Here is a 15,945-nt window from a genome sequence, read left to right as displayed (position 1 = left end):
GCCTGTCAGGTCGGAAAGGTCCAGAACAGGCAAGCCAGCGTTGCCGCGGCGAAGATGACGAAGAACAGGCTTCTGAGCAGGATGTTACGGCGCAGCTCGTTCATGGTGAAATGGCTGCCAACGATGGCCGCGGCGAACAGGAAACGCCAGTTCAGGAGCGCCCACAGCACGCTGCTCTGGCCGAAAGCCCAGCGGGCGACGAGACAGCCGACAATCGTGGCGAACAGGGCGATCACCGCCCAGAACAGCGCATCCGCAGCATGGGTCAAGACGATGCCGGCGGCGCGGATCGGCAGGATCATCATCAGCATGGCGCCGAAGAAATAGACGGCGGCGAGCGGCAGGAACGAGCCGGCATCGGCAATGCCGTCCAGCCGCCTCACGCCGATCGCGCCATAGGGGTAGCCGTGCCTGGCCACCCCCAGGCTGAGCGCCATGAGCAATGCGGTGAGCACCGCGACCAATGCGAATGTAATGAGGGCCTTGCTCATGCCGTTCCTTGCTTTGAGGCCCTGTCAGAGCCGAATCACGAGGAACGATTTTAGCGCACGGTCCGCGATTGCGCGTCAGCTTTGCTGAGCGTTCCGCTCTTCACCGGTCGCTGTTTTCGAAGGCCCCCATGCCTTGCGCGATCAGATTGGTTGCCATGACAAGCGAAACGATGGCTGCGGAGTTGAAGATCACCACCCACCATTTGCCGCCGGTCAGGAAGCCGTAGCCGTCGGCGACCGCCAGTCCCCAATCGGCTGAGGGAGGCTGGATGCCGAGGCCGAGGAAGCTCAGCGTGGCGATCGAAAAGAAGGCGTAGCCAAGCCTTGTGACCAGCTCGATGAGGATGGTTTCCCTGACATTAGGCAGGATCTCGAGGAACATGATGGAAAGAGCGCTCTCGCCGCCGAGACGAGCGGCGCTGACATAGTCGCGTTCGCGCTGCTCGCGCACGGCGGCACGCACCGTCCGTGCCACCAGCGGGGCATAGGCGATGCCGATCACAAGGATGACGGTGAGGTTCGATGGCCCAAGCGCGACCAGCGCCATGGTGACGAGGACGATGAAGGGAAAGGCCATCAGCGTGTCGAGCAGCCTGGCGCCGATGGCGTCGATCAGCCCGTCGAAATAGCCGAGCACGAGGCCAAGCACGCTGCCGGCGGCAACGCCGAGCAGTGTTGCTGCCGGCGCGACCAGCAGGATGTCACGCGAGCCGACGACGATGCGCGACAGCACGTCGCGGCCAAGTTGGTCGGTGCCGAACCAGTGCGCGGCATCAGGCGGCGCCAGCATGACGAGGAAATCCTCGGCATAGGGATCGTAGGGCACAAACAGGCTGCCTAACACGGCGCAGCCGACCCAGAACAGCAGGATCAGCGATCCAACGATCACCGAGGGCGGCAGCTGCGAAACAGTCTCGCGGATGCGACTTGCTGCCCGCCAGCCCAGCGTACGGCGCTCCGGCAATTCCATCAGTTCCATCATGGCGAAACACGGCGGCGCTGCCGCGGATCGAGCAAGGCATTCACGAGATCGCCTGCCGCGGCCGACAGCACGAAGATGGTCGCCATGACCAGCACGCCGGCTTCGAGCATCGGGAAGTCACGCGACTTGGCGGCGTTGAGCACCAGATTGCCGAGACCCTGTATGCCGAACAGCGCTTCGATCACCACCAGCCCGCCAAGCATGTAACCGGTCTGCGTCGCCAGCACGGCGATGGTCGGCGTCAGCGCATTACGCAGCACGTGCCGGATGAGGATTTCGCGACGCTCAAGGCCTTTCAGGACGGCGGTGCGCGTATAGTCGGCGGCCAGCGCCTCGATCACACCGGCCCGCGTCATGCGGGCGATGTAGCCGGCAAGGTTCAGCACCAGCGGCAGCGCCGGCAGGATCAGATAATAGCCACTGACCCACAGCCCGGCGCCATCGGGAGCAGCGCCGGTGATCGGGAACCAGTTCAGCCACAGGCCGAAGACGATGAGCAACAGCAGGCCGGAGACGAAGTCCGGGACGATGCCGAAGGACACGCCGGCGAGTACGATCAGGCGGTCGACAAAGCGGCCCTGGTTGAGACCGGCGACGATGCCGGCGCCGATGCCCAGCGGCAACAGAAAGACGAGGATAATTCCGGCAAGGGCCGCCGAGCGCTTGAGGCTTTCCAGAACGAAGGGCGCCACCGGCAAACGCAACGACAGGGAGGTGCCGAAGTCGCCTGACAGCACGCTGCTGAACCAGTGCCAGTATTGCACGAGCACCGGCTGGTCGGCGCCGAGCTGCCTGTTCAGCGCCGCGACGGCCTCGGCATCGGCGAACGGCCCGAGCATGAGGCGGCCGACATCGCCGGGCAGGACCTGCCCGGCGAAGAACACCAGCATACTGACCAACCACAGCGTGAGCAGAAGCGAGGCTGCCCGCACCGACACAGTGCGGCCGGTCAGCATCGGATTGTGGTGCCCGGAGTGGCTGGACGTCTCGCAATCATGCCTGCGCGAACGTCACGCGGTCGAGCAGCAGATGCGAGATCGCCGTGAAGCGGACGCCCTCGACCTTCGACGAGACGATGCGGCTGTATTGCGAGAAGTAGCTGATGATCAGCGGCGTCTCGTCCAGCAGCAAGGTCTGGATCTTGCCCGCCGCAAGGCGTTGCGCCTGAAGGTCGCGGGCCTTGCCGTATTCGAGCAGCAACCCGTCATAGGCCGGGTTGTTGAAATGCGCCGCATTCCAGGCGCCCGAACTCTTCAGCGTCGCGTTGAGGAAGATGTCGGGCGTGCCGCGATGTCCGAAATCGGTGATGCCGAGATTGGAATCGAGCCATGGCGACGAGCCGAACTTCGCCGAGCCATAATAGGCGTCCTGCGGCAGCACGTTGAGCTTGATGTCGATGCCGGCCTTCTTGGCGAAGTTCTGGATCAGCACCGCATAGTCGGGAATGTCATAGGCGCGTTCGGTGGTCAGCGTCACCGGGAAGCCGTTCGGCACGCCGGCCTGGCCAAGCAGGCGCTTGGCCTCGGCGATGTCCTGCTTGCGCTGCGGCACCGACGGATCGGCCGAGGGGAAGATCGGCGCAAACGGCGTGTCGTTGCCGACAATGGCGCGGCCCTTGAGCAAGCCCTTGACCACCGCCTCGCGATCGATGGTGAGCGCCAGTGCGCGGCGGATGCGCTTGTCGGTGAACGGCGCCTGGTCGGTCCGCAGATGCACCTCGTCATGCGAGCTTGCCTGCACGCTGAGCAGCTTGAAGTTGGGATTGCCCTCGATCGCCAATTCCAGCCGGGTCGTGCTCGGGATGACGTCGAGCTGGCCGGCCTGCAGCGCCAGCACCTGCGCCTGCTCGTCGTCGAAGAACTTGATTTCGACGCGGTCGGGCAGCGCCTTGTCGCCCCAATAGTCAGGGTTGCGCACGAAGCTGGCGCCCTGCTTGGGGCGGAAGGATTCGAGCTTGAACGGGCCGGTGCCGTTGAAATTCTTTTCGAAATCGCCGGCATAGTCGGCCGGCAGTATTACGGCGTTGTAGACGTCGGAGGAGACATAGAAGGGGAAGTTGCTGTTGGGGCCGTCGAGATCAAAGGCGACTGTCTGGTCGTCGACGACCTTGGCGCCGCCCTTGGACAGGATGCCCTTGTAGGCAGACAAAGCGGACGAACCGCTGGCCGGATCGACCAGCCGCTCGAAGCTCGCCACCACATCCTTGGCGGTGACGGTGCGGCCGTCGTGGAATTTCACGCCCGGCCGCAATTTGAAGGTCCAGCGGCTGGCGGTCTCGTCGGCCTCCCACGACAGAGCGAGCTTGGGCTGCAGACCGTCCTTGGGATCGTCGAGGATGAGATATTCGCCGACCTGGCTGATGACGCCGATGCTGGCCGGATCCGTGATGGAGACGGGATCGATCGCCTTGGTCGGCTGTCCGAGCCCAACGCGGACCGTGCCGCCGGCGCCGGCAGCGCGCGCCGTGCCGAAACCAGCAAGTCCCTGCGAGGCGGCAAAGCCGGTGAGGCCGATCAAGGCTGCGTATTTCAGCAGATCGCGGCGCTTGAGGAAGCCGGCCTGGTGCTCATCGACGGCGACGTTCCACATGTCGCCGGACATATTGCGAAGCGTATCGATGTCGTTGCGTTTGGTCATTTTGAAACCCCTGTCTGAAATGACTGTTGAATGGCTTAAGCGACTGGTTCGCCGTCGAGATGGATGCGGTCGACGGCTTGCGGGTAAAAGGCGATGAGGCCCCTGATCTTGGGCATTTCGGCAATGGGATCGCGGTAGCTCCAGGCGACATCGGGGCTTACCGAGCCGTCGGCGCGCCGGCCCGACCAGTAGGAGGCGATGCCCTTGTAGGGACAGCGCGTCGTGCTGTCCGAAGCGGTCAGCCGGTCGAGCCTGACATCGTCCGGGTGCAGGTAGAAACGCGTCGGCAGATGCGTTTCGAACAGAAGCACCGGGCGATGGCTGTCGGCGATCAGTTCGCCGTCGAACCAGATCTGGACGTGACTTGAACTCTGCAGCACATCGATGCGTGCGTATGGATCGCGGGCGTGGACGAAGACCTCTTCTTCCTCCTCGAACCATTGGTCGACCGCCTTCCAGGTGAAGGCGATACGCCCGGCCAGCGGCGACAGATTTTCATCCGGCGGCGCGACAAGCGACCAGGCCGCGTTGGGCGAAGCTTTTTCTCCCGTCTCCAGGTTCCAATAGGTGGTTTCGCCACCGACGGGATGGCGCTGGCTATGCTCGGACGGCTTTAAGAGCGAGCGGTCCACCGAGGAGGCCGGGAAGAAATAGATCGGCAGAAAATGGTTGGAGCGCAGCACCAGGACGTTGCGGCTGTCGGCGATGGTGCGGCCGGCGAATTTGACCCGAATGCGCTTGGGGCTGTGCAGAACATTGATGAGCTGCGGAGCCGTGGCTTCGCGGGGCTGAAGTTTTGGCGCTGCGGTCATATCAGTTGCCCCAAGTCAGGATACGGCGCGCACATTGTCGCGCTGTTCGGCGAAGCGGTTGGCCGGCCGAGCCAGGCCGAAACGGTCACGCAGCGTCCCCGGCGCATATTCGGTGGGGAATACGCCGCGGCGCTGCAGTTCCGGCACGACCTGCTCGGCAAAATTCACCCAATCCTCCGGGAGCAGCGGGAACATCAGGTTGAAGCCGTCGGCGGCACCTGCCTCGAACCAGTCCTGCAGCTGATCGGCGATCTGGTTCGGTGTGCCGACGACGGTCGGCACCGAACCGCTGTTGGCGAGCTTGCGAGCGATCTCGCGCAGAGTGAGGTTCTGCTTCGACCATTCCTTGACGCGATTGAGCGAGGTGCGGCCGCCATTGAAGGTGCTCTCGTCCGGCAGCGGCGGCAGCGGGCCGTCCGGCGGATATACGGAGAGATCGACGCCGCTCCAGCTCGAGAGAAGGTCGATGCCGACCCGATCGGGAAGCAAGCTCTGCAGATACTCCTGCCGCTCGCGTCCCTCCGCTTCGGAAGCTGCGACGATCGGCAGGATGCCCGGCAGGATCTTGAAGCTCTCGGGCTTGCGACCGTAACGGGCGAGGCGCTCGTTGATGTCCTGCCTATATTTGATGCCCTCTTCCTTGGTGCTGTAGATGGCAAAGTGCGCATCGGCGTGCGCGGTAGCGAAATTCTTGCCGTCTTCGGACGAGCCGGCCTGGACGATCAGCGGATGGCCCTGCGGCGGGCGCGAGACATTGAGCGGTCCGCGCACCTTGAAGTGCGGGCCCTTGTGGTTGATCGCATGGACCTTGTCGGGATCGGCGAAATAGCCCGATGCCTTGTCGATAAGCAGAGCTTCGTCTTCCCAGCTGTCCCACAGCGCCTTGACGATATCGAGGAATTCGGTGGCGCGCTCATAGCGAAAGGCGTGCTCGATATTGCCGTCGCGGCCGAAATTGCGGGCCTCCTCGTCCATGGCCGACGTCACCACATTCCAAGACGCCCTGCCCTTGCTGATATGGTCGAGCGAGGCAAACATGCGGGCGACATTGTAGGGCTCGCTGTAGGAGCTCGAGGCGGTGGTGATGAGGCCGATATGCCTGGTCACGCCGGCAAGCGCCGACAACAGCGTCAGCGGTTCCAGGCGGGCATTGGCGTAATGGGCTACGCCGCTCTGTACGGAATCCCAGATCGCGACATGGTCGGCGACGAAGATCGTATCGATCCTGGCGCGCTCGGCAGACTGGACGAGATCGCGGTAGAAGTCGAAGTCGAGCACTTCGCGGCCCGGCGCGCGCGGATGGCGCCACGACATGCGATGATCGCCCTGCGGATTGAAGAAAAACGCGCTGAGGATCATGTGGTCGCGTGCCATGCCGGTCTCCTTGCAGAACTGCTTCAGGCGACCGTCGCGATGCCTCGACCGGCTGCGACAATCTCTCCTGAGCGGTGAAAGGTAGATTGCGCTCCAGCTTAATTCGAGTAATTTTATAGAGATTGTGGGGCGCGAAAGCGGAAGCGATTGCCCTCGAAGACCGCGCCGAAAGAAAGTGGTTTCAGCAAGACATGTCGTCATCGGTTCTGAACGTCGAGCAGCTCACCGTCGCCTATGATGGACGCCGGGGATCGCATCCGGCCGTCAACGGCGTGTCGCTCGCCATCGGCGAAGGCGAAGCGCTCGGCCTTGTCGGCGAGTCCGGATCGGGCAAGAGCTCGGTGGCTCTCGCTATTTTGCGCTATCTGCCGCGCAACGCCCGGATCGCCGCGTCGGCGCTCGAATTCCAGGGTCGCGAGATCCGCAGTCTCTCCGGCGAGCAGCTTCGTCGGCTAAGGGGCGATCGCATCGCGGCCGTCTACCAGCATCCAGGTGCGGCACTCAATCCGGCCATGACGATCGGCCGGCAGATCACCGAAACGATCATGCGGCATCGCCCGGTTCGGCAGGACGAAGCACGCACCCGCGCCGCCGAGCTGCTGAGCCGTGTCAGGGTGAGCAATCCGGAACGGGTGCTCGATCTCTATCCGCACGAATTGTCGGGCGGCATGCAGCAGCGCGCCAACATCGCGATTGCCATTGCGCTCGACCCGTCGCTGCTGGTGCTGGACGAGCCGACGACGGCGCTTGACGCCAGCGTCCAGTCCGAGATCGTCGCCATCCTGCAGGACTTGCGCCGCGATCACAAAACCAGCGTTCTGCTGATCAGCCATGACATCAACATGGTCCGCCGGGCCTGCGATCGGGTGGCCGTGATGCAGTCGGGGACGGTCGTCGAAAGCGGCATCGCCAACGATGTCTTCGAGAACCCTGTTCACGCGTACACCAAGGCGCTGATCGCCTCGATCCCGGCGCTCAACTTCACCAAGCGCGACGGCAGGCTGGCCGAGATGCACACAACCGGCCCGTCGAAGCCTGTCCGCAGCGATCAACCGGAAGCCGCACGTCCGATCGCCGTCGCCTGCAAAGGCATCAGCCACGCCTTCGGCTCCCAGGCCGTCCTGCACGATATCGACCTGGAGATAGCCCAGGGCGAGACGTTCGGGCTGATCGGCGAATCCGGCTCCGGCAAGTCGACATTGGCAAGGATCGTGACTGGCCTCCAGACGCCGGACGCTGGGTCGGTCGAGCTGTTCGGCAGCACTGTCGCGTCGCGCGTCGAGAAAAGAAGCCTGAGCGAACGGCGCGACGTGCAGATGGTGTTCCAGTCACCCGACCGCACGCTCAATCCGCGCCAGCGGATCGGCAGGATCCTCGGCCGTCCGCTGCGGCGGCTCGCCGGCTTTAGCCGCAGCGAGGTGAAGCAGCGTGTCGGCGATCTCCTGGCCTCGGTTCGTCTTGCCGCTACGACCGTCGACCAGAAGCCGAGATCGCTGTCTGGTGGCCAGCGCCAACGGGCGGCGATTGCGCGCGCCTTTGCCGGCGTGCCGAAGCTCGTGGTGCTGGACGAGCCGACCTCTGCGCTCGACGTTTCGGTGCAGGCGACCGTGCTCAATTTGCTCAACGACCTGCAGCGCGACAAGGACACCACCTATCTGTTCATCAGCCACGACCTCAGGGTGGTGCGCTATATGGCCGACAGGATCGGCGTGCTCTATCGCGGCCGGCTGGTCGAGACGGGGTCATCCGAGCAGATTTTTCGTGGCCCCAACCACCCCTACACGAAGCTGCTTCTGGCCGCGTCCTCGGATGAGACGGCGCCGAAAGCTCCGGCTCAGCTCCACGTCGCGGCACACGATGCCGAGACCTCCGGATGCTCCTTTGCCGCCCGCTGTCCTGTCGCGCTGCCCGATTGCCGAAAGGCGCAACCGCCCGTCAGGCAGGCCGGCGACGGTCATCTGATCGCCTGCTGGAGAGACACAGGCAGTCTCTGATTGCGAAGCGGGCAACTGACAAGCCTGCCTTCGAGAAGATGTCCCCCGGCCGGAGGACAGGCTTGGGGGGTGCCTGACGTCGGCTGGAAATTTCCGGCGATGGTTTTGACCAGCGTCGATTTGCCGGCACCATTGTCGCCCATCATGCCGAGAACCTCGCCCTCATTGATGTCGAGCGAGACGTTGTCCAGCGCGCGGACGGCACTGAAATCCTTCACGATGTGTTCGAGACGCGCTAGAACCGGCATCGCATCCTCCCGTGCCAATTTGTAAGTTTCTGATACAAATCATCGTATGAAACTTGGGTCAATGAGCCTAGGGATGCTGAATGTTTGTTGCAATGCACCCAACCTTGGGTCTTTCAAACCGCCTAGAAATTCTATTAGTATGCCAATCAAACAAATTGTGGAGAACGACGTGCTGGTGTCGACCGATCTTCGGCCGAACGAAACGCGGGCACTTGCGGCGCTGTTTCGTGCCGGCGCGTTGAGCCGGGCGGCGCTCGCACGCGATCTCGGCCTGACCCGGTCGACCACCGGCGCCCTGGTGCTGGGACTGATCGAAGCCGGTCTGGCGCGCGAGCGCTCGGATGAAGGGGATGACGAGCAGGACGCCGAGGGCCGGGTCGGCCGCCCCGGAATCCTTGTCGAGATCGAAGGCAATGGCGGCTTCTTCCTTGGCGCCTATATCGGCGTCAACTGGATCGCTGCCGTGGCTGTCGACCTTGCTGGCACGCAGCGTGCCGCAGCATCGAAGGCCTTTGCCGGCCCGGGTAGTACGCCTGCCGCTGCAGTCGCCATCATCGAGGAACTCGTTGGCGATGTCCGATCGCAATTGCCTGAGAGCACGCGCCCCTACGGGCTCAATGTCGCCGTGCCCGGCTTCCCCGCCGCTGATGGCGTCTCATACCATGCCACCATCCTTGGCTGGCACGGGGTCAATCTGGCTGAGCTTTTGGGCAACGCCTTTGGCGACGATTTTCCGATCCTGCTGGAAAACGATGCCAATGCCGTCGCTGTGGCCGAGACATACTGGGCGCAGCCGGGAAAGGACGATGAGGATGCGCTGATCATCCTGATCGAGAACGGCGTCGGCGGCGGCATCATCAATGCCGGCAGGCTGCATCGCGGCCGGCTCGGCGGCGCCGGCGAAATCGGTCATCTTCGCATTGGCGACGAAGGTTTTGTCTTCGACGCGAAGCGCCCGGGGCGGCTGGAATCCTATGTCGGCAAGGATGCGTTGCTGGCTCGCTATTTGCACATAAGCGGACTGCGCGCCGGCCTGCATGAGTTTGTGGCGGCATTGGCCGATGGCGATCCGGCAGCCGTTGCCACCGCGCGCGACTGGGCGCTCTGGTTCGGTCGCGGGCTGGCGACACTTGCCTGCACCTTCCAGCCGGAGCGCATCATCCTCTCCGGCTCGGTCAATGCTGTCTATCCCTTTGTCGCCAAACAGGTGGAAGCTTTCCTCTCGGACTTCCTGGCTGAAGGTTATCCGGTTCCCACAGTCGAACTGTCGCGTGTCGGCGCCGACGGTCCGGCATTGGGCGCTGCCTGTCTGCTGCATCAGGCAGCTTTGTCGGGCGATCCGCAATTTCAACTTCGCGGCCTCGCCGCGCGCTAATCAGGAGAGATTCAATGCCTCGCAAAGACGAAAAGCGGCTGCGTGTCGGCGTGCTCGGCTGCGGTCCGATTGCCCAGGCGGCGCATTTCGAATCCTGCACCAAGGCACGCAATGCCGATCTCTATGCCATCTGCGATGTCGCCGACGATCTGCGCGACAGGATGGCCGCGACCTACGCGCCCGAAAAATCCTATGCCGACTACGGCCAGATGCTGGCCGATCCCGATCTCGACGCCGTCATCATCGCGACATCGGACATTTTTCACGTCAAGGCCGCGGAACTGGCGCTCGATGCCGGCAAGCATGTGCTTTGCGAAAAGCCGCTGGGCGTTTCGGTCGAGGAGGTCGAAGGTTTGCGGGCCACGCTCGACAAGAGCGGCAAGGTGCTCCAGGTCGGCCATATGAAGCGCTTCGATCCCGGCATCCAGGCGGCAAAGGCTTTCGTCGACGACGAAATGGGCGAGCGGCTGGCGTTCAAGGGCTGGTATTGCGACAGCACCCACCGCTACCCGATGACCGATGCGGTGCAGCCGCTGATCATCACCAGCGCCAAGGCGCGCAAGCCTGCCGTCAATCCCAAGGCGGATCTGCGCCAATACTACATGCTGGCGCATGGCAGCCATCTCCTCGATACGGCGCGCCATCTGCACGGGCCGATCGAGGCGGTCGAGGCCCGGCTCACCGAGCGCTATGGCGCCTATTGCTGGTTCGTCACCACCATCTTCGCCGACGGCACGATCGGCCATCTCGACCTGACGGTCGCCGTGCGCATGGACTGGCACGAAGGGTTCCAGATCTACGGCCAGAATGGCAGCGTTCTCGCGAAGACCTACAACCCCTGGTACTACAAGAGCAGCGAGGTCGACATTTTCCGCGAGGCCGATGGCAGTTGGCATCGGACGCTTGGCGCGGATGGCCACTTCTATCGCCGCCAGCTCGAAGGCTTCGCCGATGTCGTGCTGAATGGCGCGCCGATGATCGGCGCCGGCATCGAGGACGGCATCGCCTCGGTCAGGGGCATGGCGGCCATCGCCCGCTCGGCCGCTGCCGGCGGCCGCGCCGTCCGTCTGGCCGATGTCGACGGGGTGGTGTGATGCAGCTTGGGATTTTCGCCAAGACCTTCGCCACCACCGGCGCTCTGCCGGTGCTGCGCGCGGTGGCGGACGGCGGCTACACGGCGGCGCAGTTCAACATGGCGTGCCTTGGACTGCCGTCGATGCCGGACAGCATTGAGCCGGATGCGGCCCGATCCGTCGTTGAGGCGAGCCGCCAGACCGGTGTTTCGATTGCAGCAGTGTCTGGAACCTACAACATGATCCATCCCGATCGCAGGGTTCGCGATCAGGGACTCGCCCGGCTCGAGGTACTGGCTGCGTCATGCGCTGACATGGGCACGCGGCTGATTACGCTGTGCACCGGCACCAGGGATGCTGAGGATCAGTGGCGCTGGCATCCCGACAATGCAAGCGAGGCGGCATGGAGCGATCTGCGGACGGAGATGGAAGCGGCGATCGCGATTGCCGAGCGCTTCGACATCGAGCTTGGCATCGAACCGGAACTGGCCAATGTCCTCTCCAGCGCCCGGGCCGCACGCCGCCTGCTGGACGAAATGAACAGCACGCGGCTGCGCATCGTGCTCGATCCGGCCAATCTGTTCGAAGTGGCCGACAGCGCGGAGCGTCATCGCCTCATCGACGAAGCCATCGATCTGCTGGCCGCCGAGATCGGCATGGCCCATGCCAAGGACCGCCATGCCGATGGCAGTTTTGCCGCAGCCGGAAAGGGCGTGGTCGACTTCCCGCATTTCATCGGCCGCCTGAAGGCTGCCGGGTTCGACGGCCCCTTGATCACACATGGCCTGACAGAGGCCGAGGCGCCCGGCGTCGGCGCTTTTCTGCGCACCGTGCTGGAAGCGAGCGACGACACGTGAAAAAGACCTTCAGCCGAGATGGCGTCGACCTTGCCTACCGGGACGTCGGCGCCGGGCCTCCCTTCATCTTTCAGCACGGCCTAGGCGGCGACGACGCGCAGGTCGCCGACGTGTTTCCCGATCTGCCGGTGACCCGGCGGGTGACGCTCGAATGCCGTGGCCAGGGTGGATCCGGCTACGGGCCGGTCGAGCGGCTTTCGATCGCGACGTTTGCCGAGGACATTGAAGCGTTGGCCGACGATCTCGGCATCGGTCCGGCCGTCGTCGGCGGCATTTCGATGGGCGCGGCGCTGGCACTGCGCCTGGCGGTGCATAAGCCGGCCCGCGTGCGCGCGCTGGTGCTCGCGCGGCCCGCCTGGGTAGCCCAGGCGGCTCCGGAAAATATGAAGCCCTATGCCGTCGTCGGCAATCTCTTGATGCGGCATTCGCCCCAAGACGCCAGGCGTCTGTTCGATGACAGCGCTGTTGCCGGCGAACTGGCCAGATTGGCGCCGGACAATCTCGGCAGCCTGCAAGGCTTCTTCACTCGCCCGGACCCGGTTCTGTTCGGCAGGCTGCTTTCGGCGATCGCCGGCGATGGTCCCGGCGTGAGCGAGGCGGAGATCCGCGCTATCGCGGTGCCGACTCTTGTCATCGGCCATGACCATGACCTCGTCCATCGACTGGACGACGCACAGACGCTGGCCGGGCTCGTTCCGTCGGCCCGGCTTTGCACCATCACAGCCAAATCGCAGGATCACGCCGCCTACCGGCTGGAATTCCGCGCCTGTCTTTCGGAATTCCTGGAACCGCTCGCATGACCGACAAAACGACGAATGAGACCATCGCCGTGGTCGAGATCGGCGGCACGTCGGTCAAGGTTGGCTTTGCCGATCGCGGCCACCCGGTGGATTTCGCCCGCACCTACCCTACCGCGCAACTGCGCCAGGGCGCGCCGGTGGTGGGATTGGCAGATGCGGTCACCGCAGCCTGCCGCGATGCCGGGCTCAAACCTGCACGGGTCGTTGCGACGGTGCCTGGGTTCATCGACCGCGACTTCGACACGGTGCTGCACACGGCCAACATTCGCGAGCTGAACGGCATCCGGCTGGGTACGGAACTGGCATCGCGGCTCCGCGTTCCCGTGCGGCTCGAACGCGACGTCGTGCTGCAATTGCTGGGCGAAAGCGTTGCCGGCGCGGTGAAGCGGCAAAAGGAGGTGCTGGCGGTCTATCTCGGCACCGGCATTGGTGCAGCCTATCTCGGCAAGGACGGCATTTTCAGGGGCGGCGGCTGGGCGCTCGAGATCGGCCACATGCCGATCTACCGACCCGACGAAAGCGGACCGCCAAACCGGGTCGAGACCTATGCCTCGGGAGCAACGCTCGTCGAACTCGCGACGGACTACGATATCCCGGTGGCCGATCTGTTTTCGGCGACCGGGCAGCCGCCATCGCTGCGCGAATGGCTCGACGAAATCGTCTGGCAGCAGGCGGTGGCCGTCGCAACGGCAGCCGCCCTGTTTTCCCCGCAGACGATCCTGATCGGCGGCGGTATCGTCGACATGAAGTCCTATCCCCGCCAGACGCTCAAGCAGCGCATCGCGGACAGCCTGCCGCATTCGCTTGTTGTAGAGCCTCTGGACATTCGCTGGGCGGCCCTGGGCTGGCAGGCGGCGATCCATGGCGCGGTGCTGCTCGGCGCGGTGTGATCGCCGTGGTTGCTGTCGGCGAAGGATTACTTGATCGTCTTGCCGTCCGCCCCAAACCGGTATGTCTTACCCGGCTCGGGCGTTGCATACAGCGTCGCACCGGGCTCGGCGTCGTAGACACCGAAAATGCGCACCGTGATCAGCCCGGCCTTTTCGCAGTCGAGATAGAGGTTGGTGTCGGCGCCGAGATGTTCGGCGTGCACCACCGTTCCCTTCCAGGCACCGGACCTTGGATCCGCGGTCAGATGCTCCGGCCGCACGCCGATCGTCTTGGCCGTCTCGCCCAATCTGGCACCGTCGATGAAATTCATCTTCGGCGAGCCGATAAAGCCGGCGACGAACTCGTTTGCCGGCGAATTGTAGAGCTCCATCGGGTCGCCGATCTGTTCGATCTTTCCCGCATTGAGCACAACGATCTTGTCGGCCAGCGTCATCGCCTCGACCTGGTCGTGGGTGACGTAGATCATCGTCGCCTTCAGCCGCCGGTGCAGCTGCGCGATCTCGAGCCGCGTGTTGACGCGCAGCGCTGCATCGAGGTTCGACAAGGGCTCGTCGAAGAGAAACAGTTTTGGCTCACGCACCACGGCGCGGCCGATGGCGACGCGCTGGCGCTGGCCGCCCGACAGTTCCGCCGGCCGCCGCTCGAGATACGGTTCCAGCGACAGCATCGACGAGGCGACGCCGATGCGGCGTTCGATCTCCGGGGCGGGCGTGCCGGCCTGCTTGAGGCCGAGGCCCATATTGTTCTTCACCGTCAGATGCGGGTAGAGCGCGTAGGTCTGGAACACCATTGCGATGCCGCGTTTTGCCGGGGGCGTGGCCGAGACATCGGCGCCGTCGATCACCACGCGGCCCGAAGTCGAATCCTCCAGCCCGGCAATGACCCTGAGCAGTGTCGACTTGCCGCAGCCAGATGGGCCGACGAAGACGACGAATTCGCCGTCGGTCACTTCGAGGTTGATGCCCTTCAGCACCTCGACCGGCCCGAAGGCCTTCTTCACATTCTCGATTACCAGCGAGCCCACGGCTTCGTCCTTGTTCTAGAGTTTGCCCTACTAGAGCTTAACTGGGGCGCCGCTGCGCACGCTCTCATCGGCGGCAAGGCAGACGGCGAGCGATTTCACCGCGTCGTCCATGTGGCGGGTCAGGTCAATGTCTTCCCGGATCGCCTTCAGCACGAAGGCCTGTTCGAGGTCACAGAGGTCCTGGTGGCCGGGTTCGCCTTCCATGGACAGCATCTCGTCCGGCCTGGCGAACTTGCCGTCCGCGCCGGTCGCCGCACTGTGCAGGCGGATGGTCGAGGTCTTGGTGTGGGTGTCGATGTCGTCCGACTTCACACCTTCCTTCATGACGATCGACACGGAGCCATTGGGCGAAATCACGTCCTTCACGAAGAACGCTGTCTCCGAGATCATCGGGCCCCAAGCCGCCTCGTACCAGCCGACCGAGCCGTCGTCGAACAGCACCTGGAGATGGCCGTAATTGTACATTGTCGGCGCGATCTCCTCGGTCAGCCGCAGCCCCATGCCGCGCACCTCGACCGGCTTGGCGTCGGTGATCTGCAGCATGACGTCGAGATAGTGCACGCCGCAATCGACGATTGGCGAGGTTGTCTGCATAAGTTGCTTATGCGTCTGCCAGGTCGGGCCTGACGATTGCTGGTTGAGGTTCATGCGAAACACGTGAGGGCCGCCGAGCTTGCGCGCCTCGGCGATCAGCCTGACCCAGGACGGGTGATGGCGCAGGATGTAGCCGATCACCAATTTTCGGCCGTTGGCCTTGGCCGCGGCGACGACGCGCTTGGCGTCCGCCACCGTCGTTGCGAGCGGCTTCTCGACGAAGACGTGGCAGCCGGCCTCGAATGCCTTCACCGCATAGTCGGCATGGCTGTCGGAATAGGTGGCGATGCAGGCGACATCCGGCTTTTCATCGCGCAATGCATCGTCGAAGGAACGACGGATGTCATAGCCCGACAGTCCTTCCGGCAATGGCACGTCGGAGCGGTTGATGAGTGCTGCGATCTCGAAACCCGGATTTGTGTGGTAGGCCAGCGCATGGCTGCGGCCCATATTGCCGAGCCCGGCGACGACGACGCGAAGGGGCGATTTAGAGGTCACCTAACTACTCCTCCAGATGTTCCAGTTGTTCCTTCTGAGAGGGTATCACCCCACCCGGCGCTTCGCGCCGACCTCCCCATCGAGGGGAGGTAGGACGTTGGCGCGAACACCCTCGCTGCCAAAGAAGCTTCTCCGAAAGTCGCCCTTTGGCGGTCGTGAATGAAGCCACGACCTTTTACCTCCCCTTGATGGGGAGGTCGGCGCGCAGCGCCGGGGGGGGTGAAGGGTCCAGCAGCGATTTGTTGGGCGCCGCTCACTTTACGGGTCCGGATGTGGTGCCGCGGATCAGCGGCCG

Annotated in this window: 14 protein-coding genes and 1 pseudogene; 6 read left to right on the top strand and 9 right to left on the bottom strand. The window is 64.0% G+C overall.

Translation table 11 applies throughout. From position 1 onward, the window contains the following. Nucleotides 1–5: 5 nt before the first annotated feature. The 6 genes from NKI06_RS19520 to NKI06_RS19495 all read right to left on the bottom strand — a co-directional run bounded on the left by NKI06_RS19520 (nt 6) and on the right by NKI06_RS19495 (nt 6,296). Nucleotides 6–491, bottom strand: a complete 486-nt coding sequence (locus NKI06_RS19520; protein WP_352986746.1) for a hypothetical protein — start codon at nt 489–491, stop codon at nt 6–8. A gap of 100 nt (nt 492–591) precedes the next feature. Beyond that, nucleotides 592–1,473 carry an ABC transporter permease gene (locus NKI06_RS19515; protein WP_023707792.1) on the bottom strand — a complete coding sequence of 294 codons (882 nt, stop codon included), beginning with the start codon at nt 1,471–1,473 and terminating at the stop codon, nt 592–594. Next, nucleotides 1,470–2,429, bottom strand: coding sequence for an ABC transporter permease (locus NKI06_RS19510; protein ID WP_352986743.1), 960 nt, complete (start codon nt 2,427–2,429; stop codon nt 1,470–1,472). Before NKI06_RS19510 ends, NKI06_RS19515 begins: the two co-directional genes overlap by 4 nt. Nucleotides 2,430–2,466: 37 nt before the next feature. After that, complete coding sequence (locus NKI06_RS19505) at nt 2,467–4,110, bottom strand: ABC transporter substrate-binding protein (RefSeq protein ID WP_352986741.1); 1,644 nt, start codon at nt 4,108–4,110, stop codon at nt 2,467–2,469. A 35-nt stretch (nt 4,111–4,145) separates the two neighbouring features. Then, entirely contained in the window at nt 4,146–4,922 is a 777-nt protein-coding gene (locus tag NKI06_RS19500) for a DUF427 domain-containing protein (protein WP_352746290.1), read from the bottom strand. 15 nt (nt 4,923–4,937) lie between these two features. Then, on the bottom strand, nt 4,938–6,296 hold the full coding sequence (locus tag NKI06_RS19495; RefSeq protein WP_352986739.1) for an LLM class flavin-dependent oxidoreductase: 1,359 nt from the start codon (nt 6,294–6,296) through the stop codon (nt 4,938–4,940). 191 nt (nt 6,297–6,487) lie between these two features. Between NKI06_RS19495 and NKI06_RS19490 the strand changes: the two genes are divergently transcribed. Next, complete coding sequence (locus tag NKI06_RS19490; RefSeq protein ID WP_352986737.1) at nt 6,488–8,290, top strand: dipeptide ABC transporter ATP-binding protein; 1,803 nt, start codon at nt 6,488–6,490, stop codon at nt 8,288–8,290. Between the two features lie 17 nt (nt 8,291–8,307). On the opposite strand, the pseudogene NKI06_RS19485 reads toward NKI06_RS19490, so the two are convergent. Then, nucleotides 8,308–8,538: pseudogene (locus tag NKI06_RS19485) on the bottom strand (ATP-binding cassette domain-containing protein); the annotation flags it as partial. 139 nt (nt 8,539–8,677) lie between these two features. Here NKI06_RS19485 and NKI06_RS19480 point away from each other — a divergent pair. Genes NKI06_RS19480 through NKI06_RS19460 form a run of 5 tightly spaced genes read left to right on the top strand, consistent with a single transcriptional unit; the run spans nt 8,678 to nt 13,533 of the window. Next, the gene (locus NKI06_RS19480) at nt 8,678–9,913 is read left to right on the top strand and encodes an ROK family transcriptional regulator (RefSeq protein WP_352986735.1); all 1,236 of its coding nucleotides are present in this window, start codon (nt 8,678–8,680) and stop codon (nt 9,911–9,913) included. A gap of 14 nt (nt 9,914–9,927) precedes the next feature. Continuing rightward, on the top strand, nt 9,928–11,007 hold the full coding sequence (locus tag NKI06_RS19475; RefSeq protein ID WP_352986733.1) for a Gfo/Idh/MocA family protein: 1,080 nt from the start codon (nt 9,928–9,930) through the stop codon (nt 11,005–11,007). Further along, nucleotides 11,007–11,843: a sugar phosphate isomerase/epimerase family protein gene (locus tag NKI06_RS19470; protein ID WP_352986732.1), complete on the top strand. Its 837-nt coding sequence runs from the start codon at nt 11,007–11,009 to the stop codon at nt 11,841–11,843. The genes NKI06_RS19475 and NKI06_RS19470 overlap by 1 nt, the downstream gene beginning before the upstream one ends. Next, nucleotides 11,840–12,643 (top strand): alpha/beta fold hydrolase, encoded by an 804-nt coding sequence (locus tag NKI06_RS19465; protein WP_352986730.1) that lies wholly within the window; start codon nt 11,840–11,842, stop codon nt 12,641–12,643. Before NKI06_RS19470 ends, NKI06_RS19465 begins: the two co-directional genes overlap by 4 nt. Next, nucleotides 12,640–13,533 carry an ROK family protein gene (locus NKI06_RS19460; RefSeq protein ID WP_352986728.1) on the top strand — a complete coding sequence of 298 codons (894 nt, stop codon included), beginning with the start codon at nt 12,640–12,642 and terminating at the stop codon, nt 13,531–13,533. Before NKI06_RS19465 ends, NKI06_RS19460 begins: the two co-directional genes overlap by 4 nt. 26 nt (nt 13,534–13,559) lie before the next feature. Here NKI06_RS19460 and NKI06_RS19455 read toward each other — a convergent pair whose 3' ends face one another. Both NKI06_RS19455 and NKI06_RS19450 read right to left on the bottom strand, forming a co-directional pair. After that, on the bottom strand, nt 13,560–14,558 hold the full coding sequence (locus NKI06_RS19455) for an ABC transporter ATP-binding protein (protein WP_352986726.1): 999 nt from the start codon (nt 14,556–14,558) through the stop codon (nt 13,560–13,562). A gap of 30 nt (nt 14,559–14,588) precedes the next feature. Further along, nucleotides 14,589–15,650 carry a Gfo/Idh/MocA family protein gene (locus tag NKI06_RS19450; protein ID WP_352986724.1) on the bottom strand — a complete coding sequence of 354 codons (1,062 nt, stop codon included), beginning with the start codon at nt 15,648–15,650 and terminating at the stop codon, nt 14,589–14,591. Between the last annotated feature and the right edge of the window lie 295 nt (nt 15,651–15,945).

The organism is Mesorhizobium sp. M0772 (assembly GCF_040320135.1).
Classification (GTDB): Bacteria; Pseudomonadota; Alphaproteobacteria; order Rhizobiales; family Rhizobiaceae; genus Mesorhizobium.
This window is presented reverse-complemented; position numbering and strand designations above follow the sequence as displayed.

Bases quoted from the DNA above. Each gene is read 5' to 3' on its own strand.
- NKI06_RS19490 (WP_352986737.1), top strand. From the start codon at position 6,488: ATGTCGTCATCGGTTCTGAACGTCGAGCAGCTCACCGTCGCCTATGAT.
- NKI06_RS19500 (WP_352746290.1), bottom strand. From the start codon at position 4,922: ATGACCGCAGCGCCAAAACTTCAGCCCCGCGAAGCCACGGCTCCGCAG.
- NKI06_RS19460 (WP_352986728.1), top strand. From the start codon at position 12,640: ATGACCGACAAAACGACGAATGAGACCATCGCCGTGGTCGAGATCGGC.
- NKI06_RS19515 (WP_023707792.1), bottom strand. From the start codon at position 1,473: ATGATGGAACTGATGGAATTGCCGGAGCGCCGTACGCTGGGCTGGCGG.
- NKI06_RS19480 (WP_352986735.1), top strand. From the start codon at position 8,678: ATGCCAATCAAACAAATTGTGGAGAACGACGTGCTGGTGTCGACCGAT.
- NKI06_RS19495 (WP_352986739.1), bottom strand. From the start codon at position 6,296: ATGGCACGCGACCACATGATCCTCAGCGCGTTTTTCTTCAATCCGCAG.
- NKI06_RS19510 (WP_352986743.1), bottom strand. From the start codon at position 2,429: ATGCTGACCGGCCGCACTGTGTCGGTGCGGGCAGCCTCGCTTCTGCTC.
- NKI06_RS19475 (WP_352986733.1), top strand. From the start codon at position 9,928: ATGCCTCGCAAAGACGAAAAGCGGCTGCGTGTCGGCGTGCTCGGCTGC.
- NKI06_RS19505 (WP_352986741.1), bottom strand. From the start codon at position 4,110: ATGACCAAACGCAACGACATCGATACGCTTCGCAATATGTCCGGCGAC.
- NKI06_RS19470 (WP_352986732.1), top strand. From the start codon at position 11,007: ATGCAGCTTGGGATTTTCGCCAAGACCTTCGCCACCACCGGCGCTCTG.
- NKI06_RS19520 (WP_352986746.1), bottom strand. From the start codon at position 491: ATGAGCAAGGCCCTCATTACATTCGCATTGGTCGCGGTGCTCACCGCA.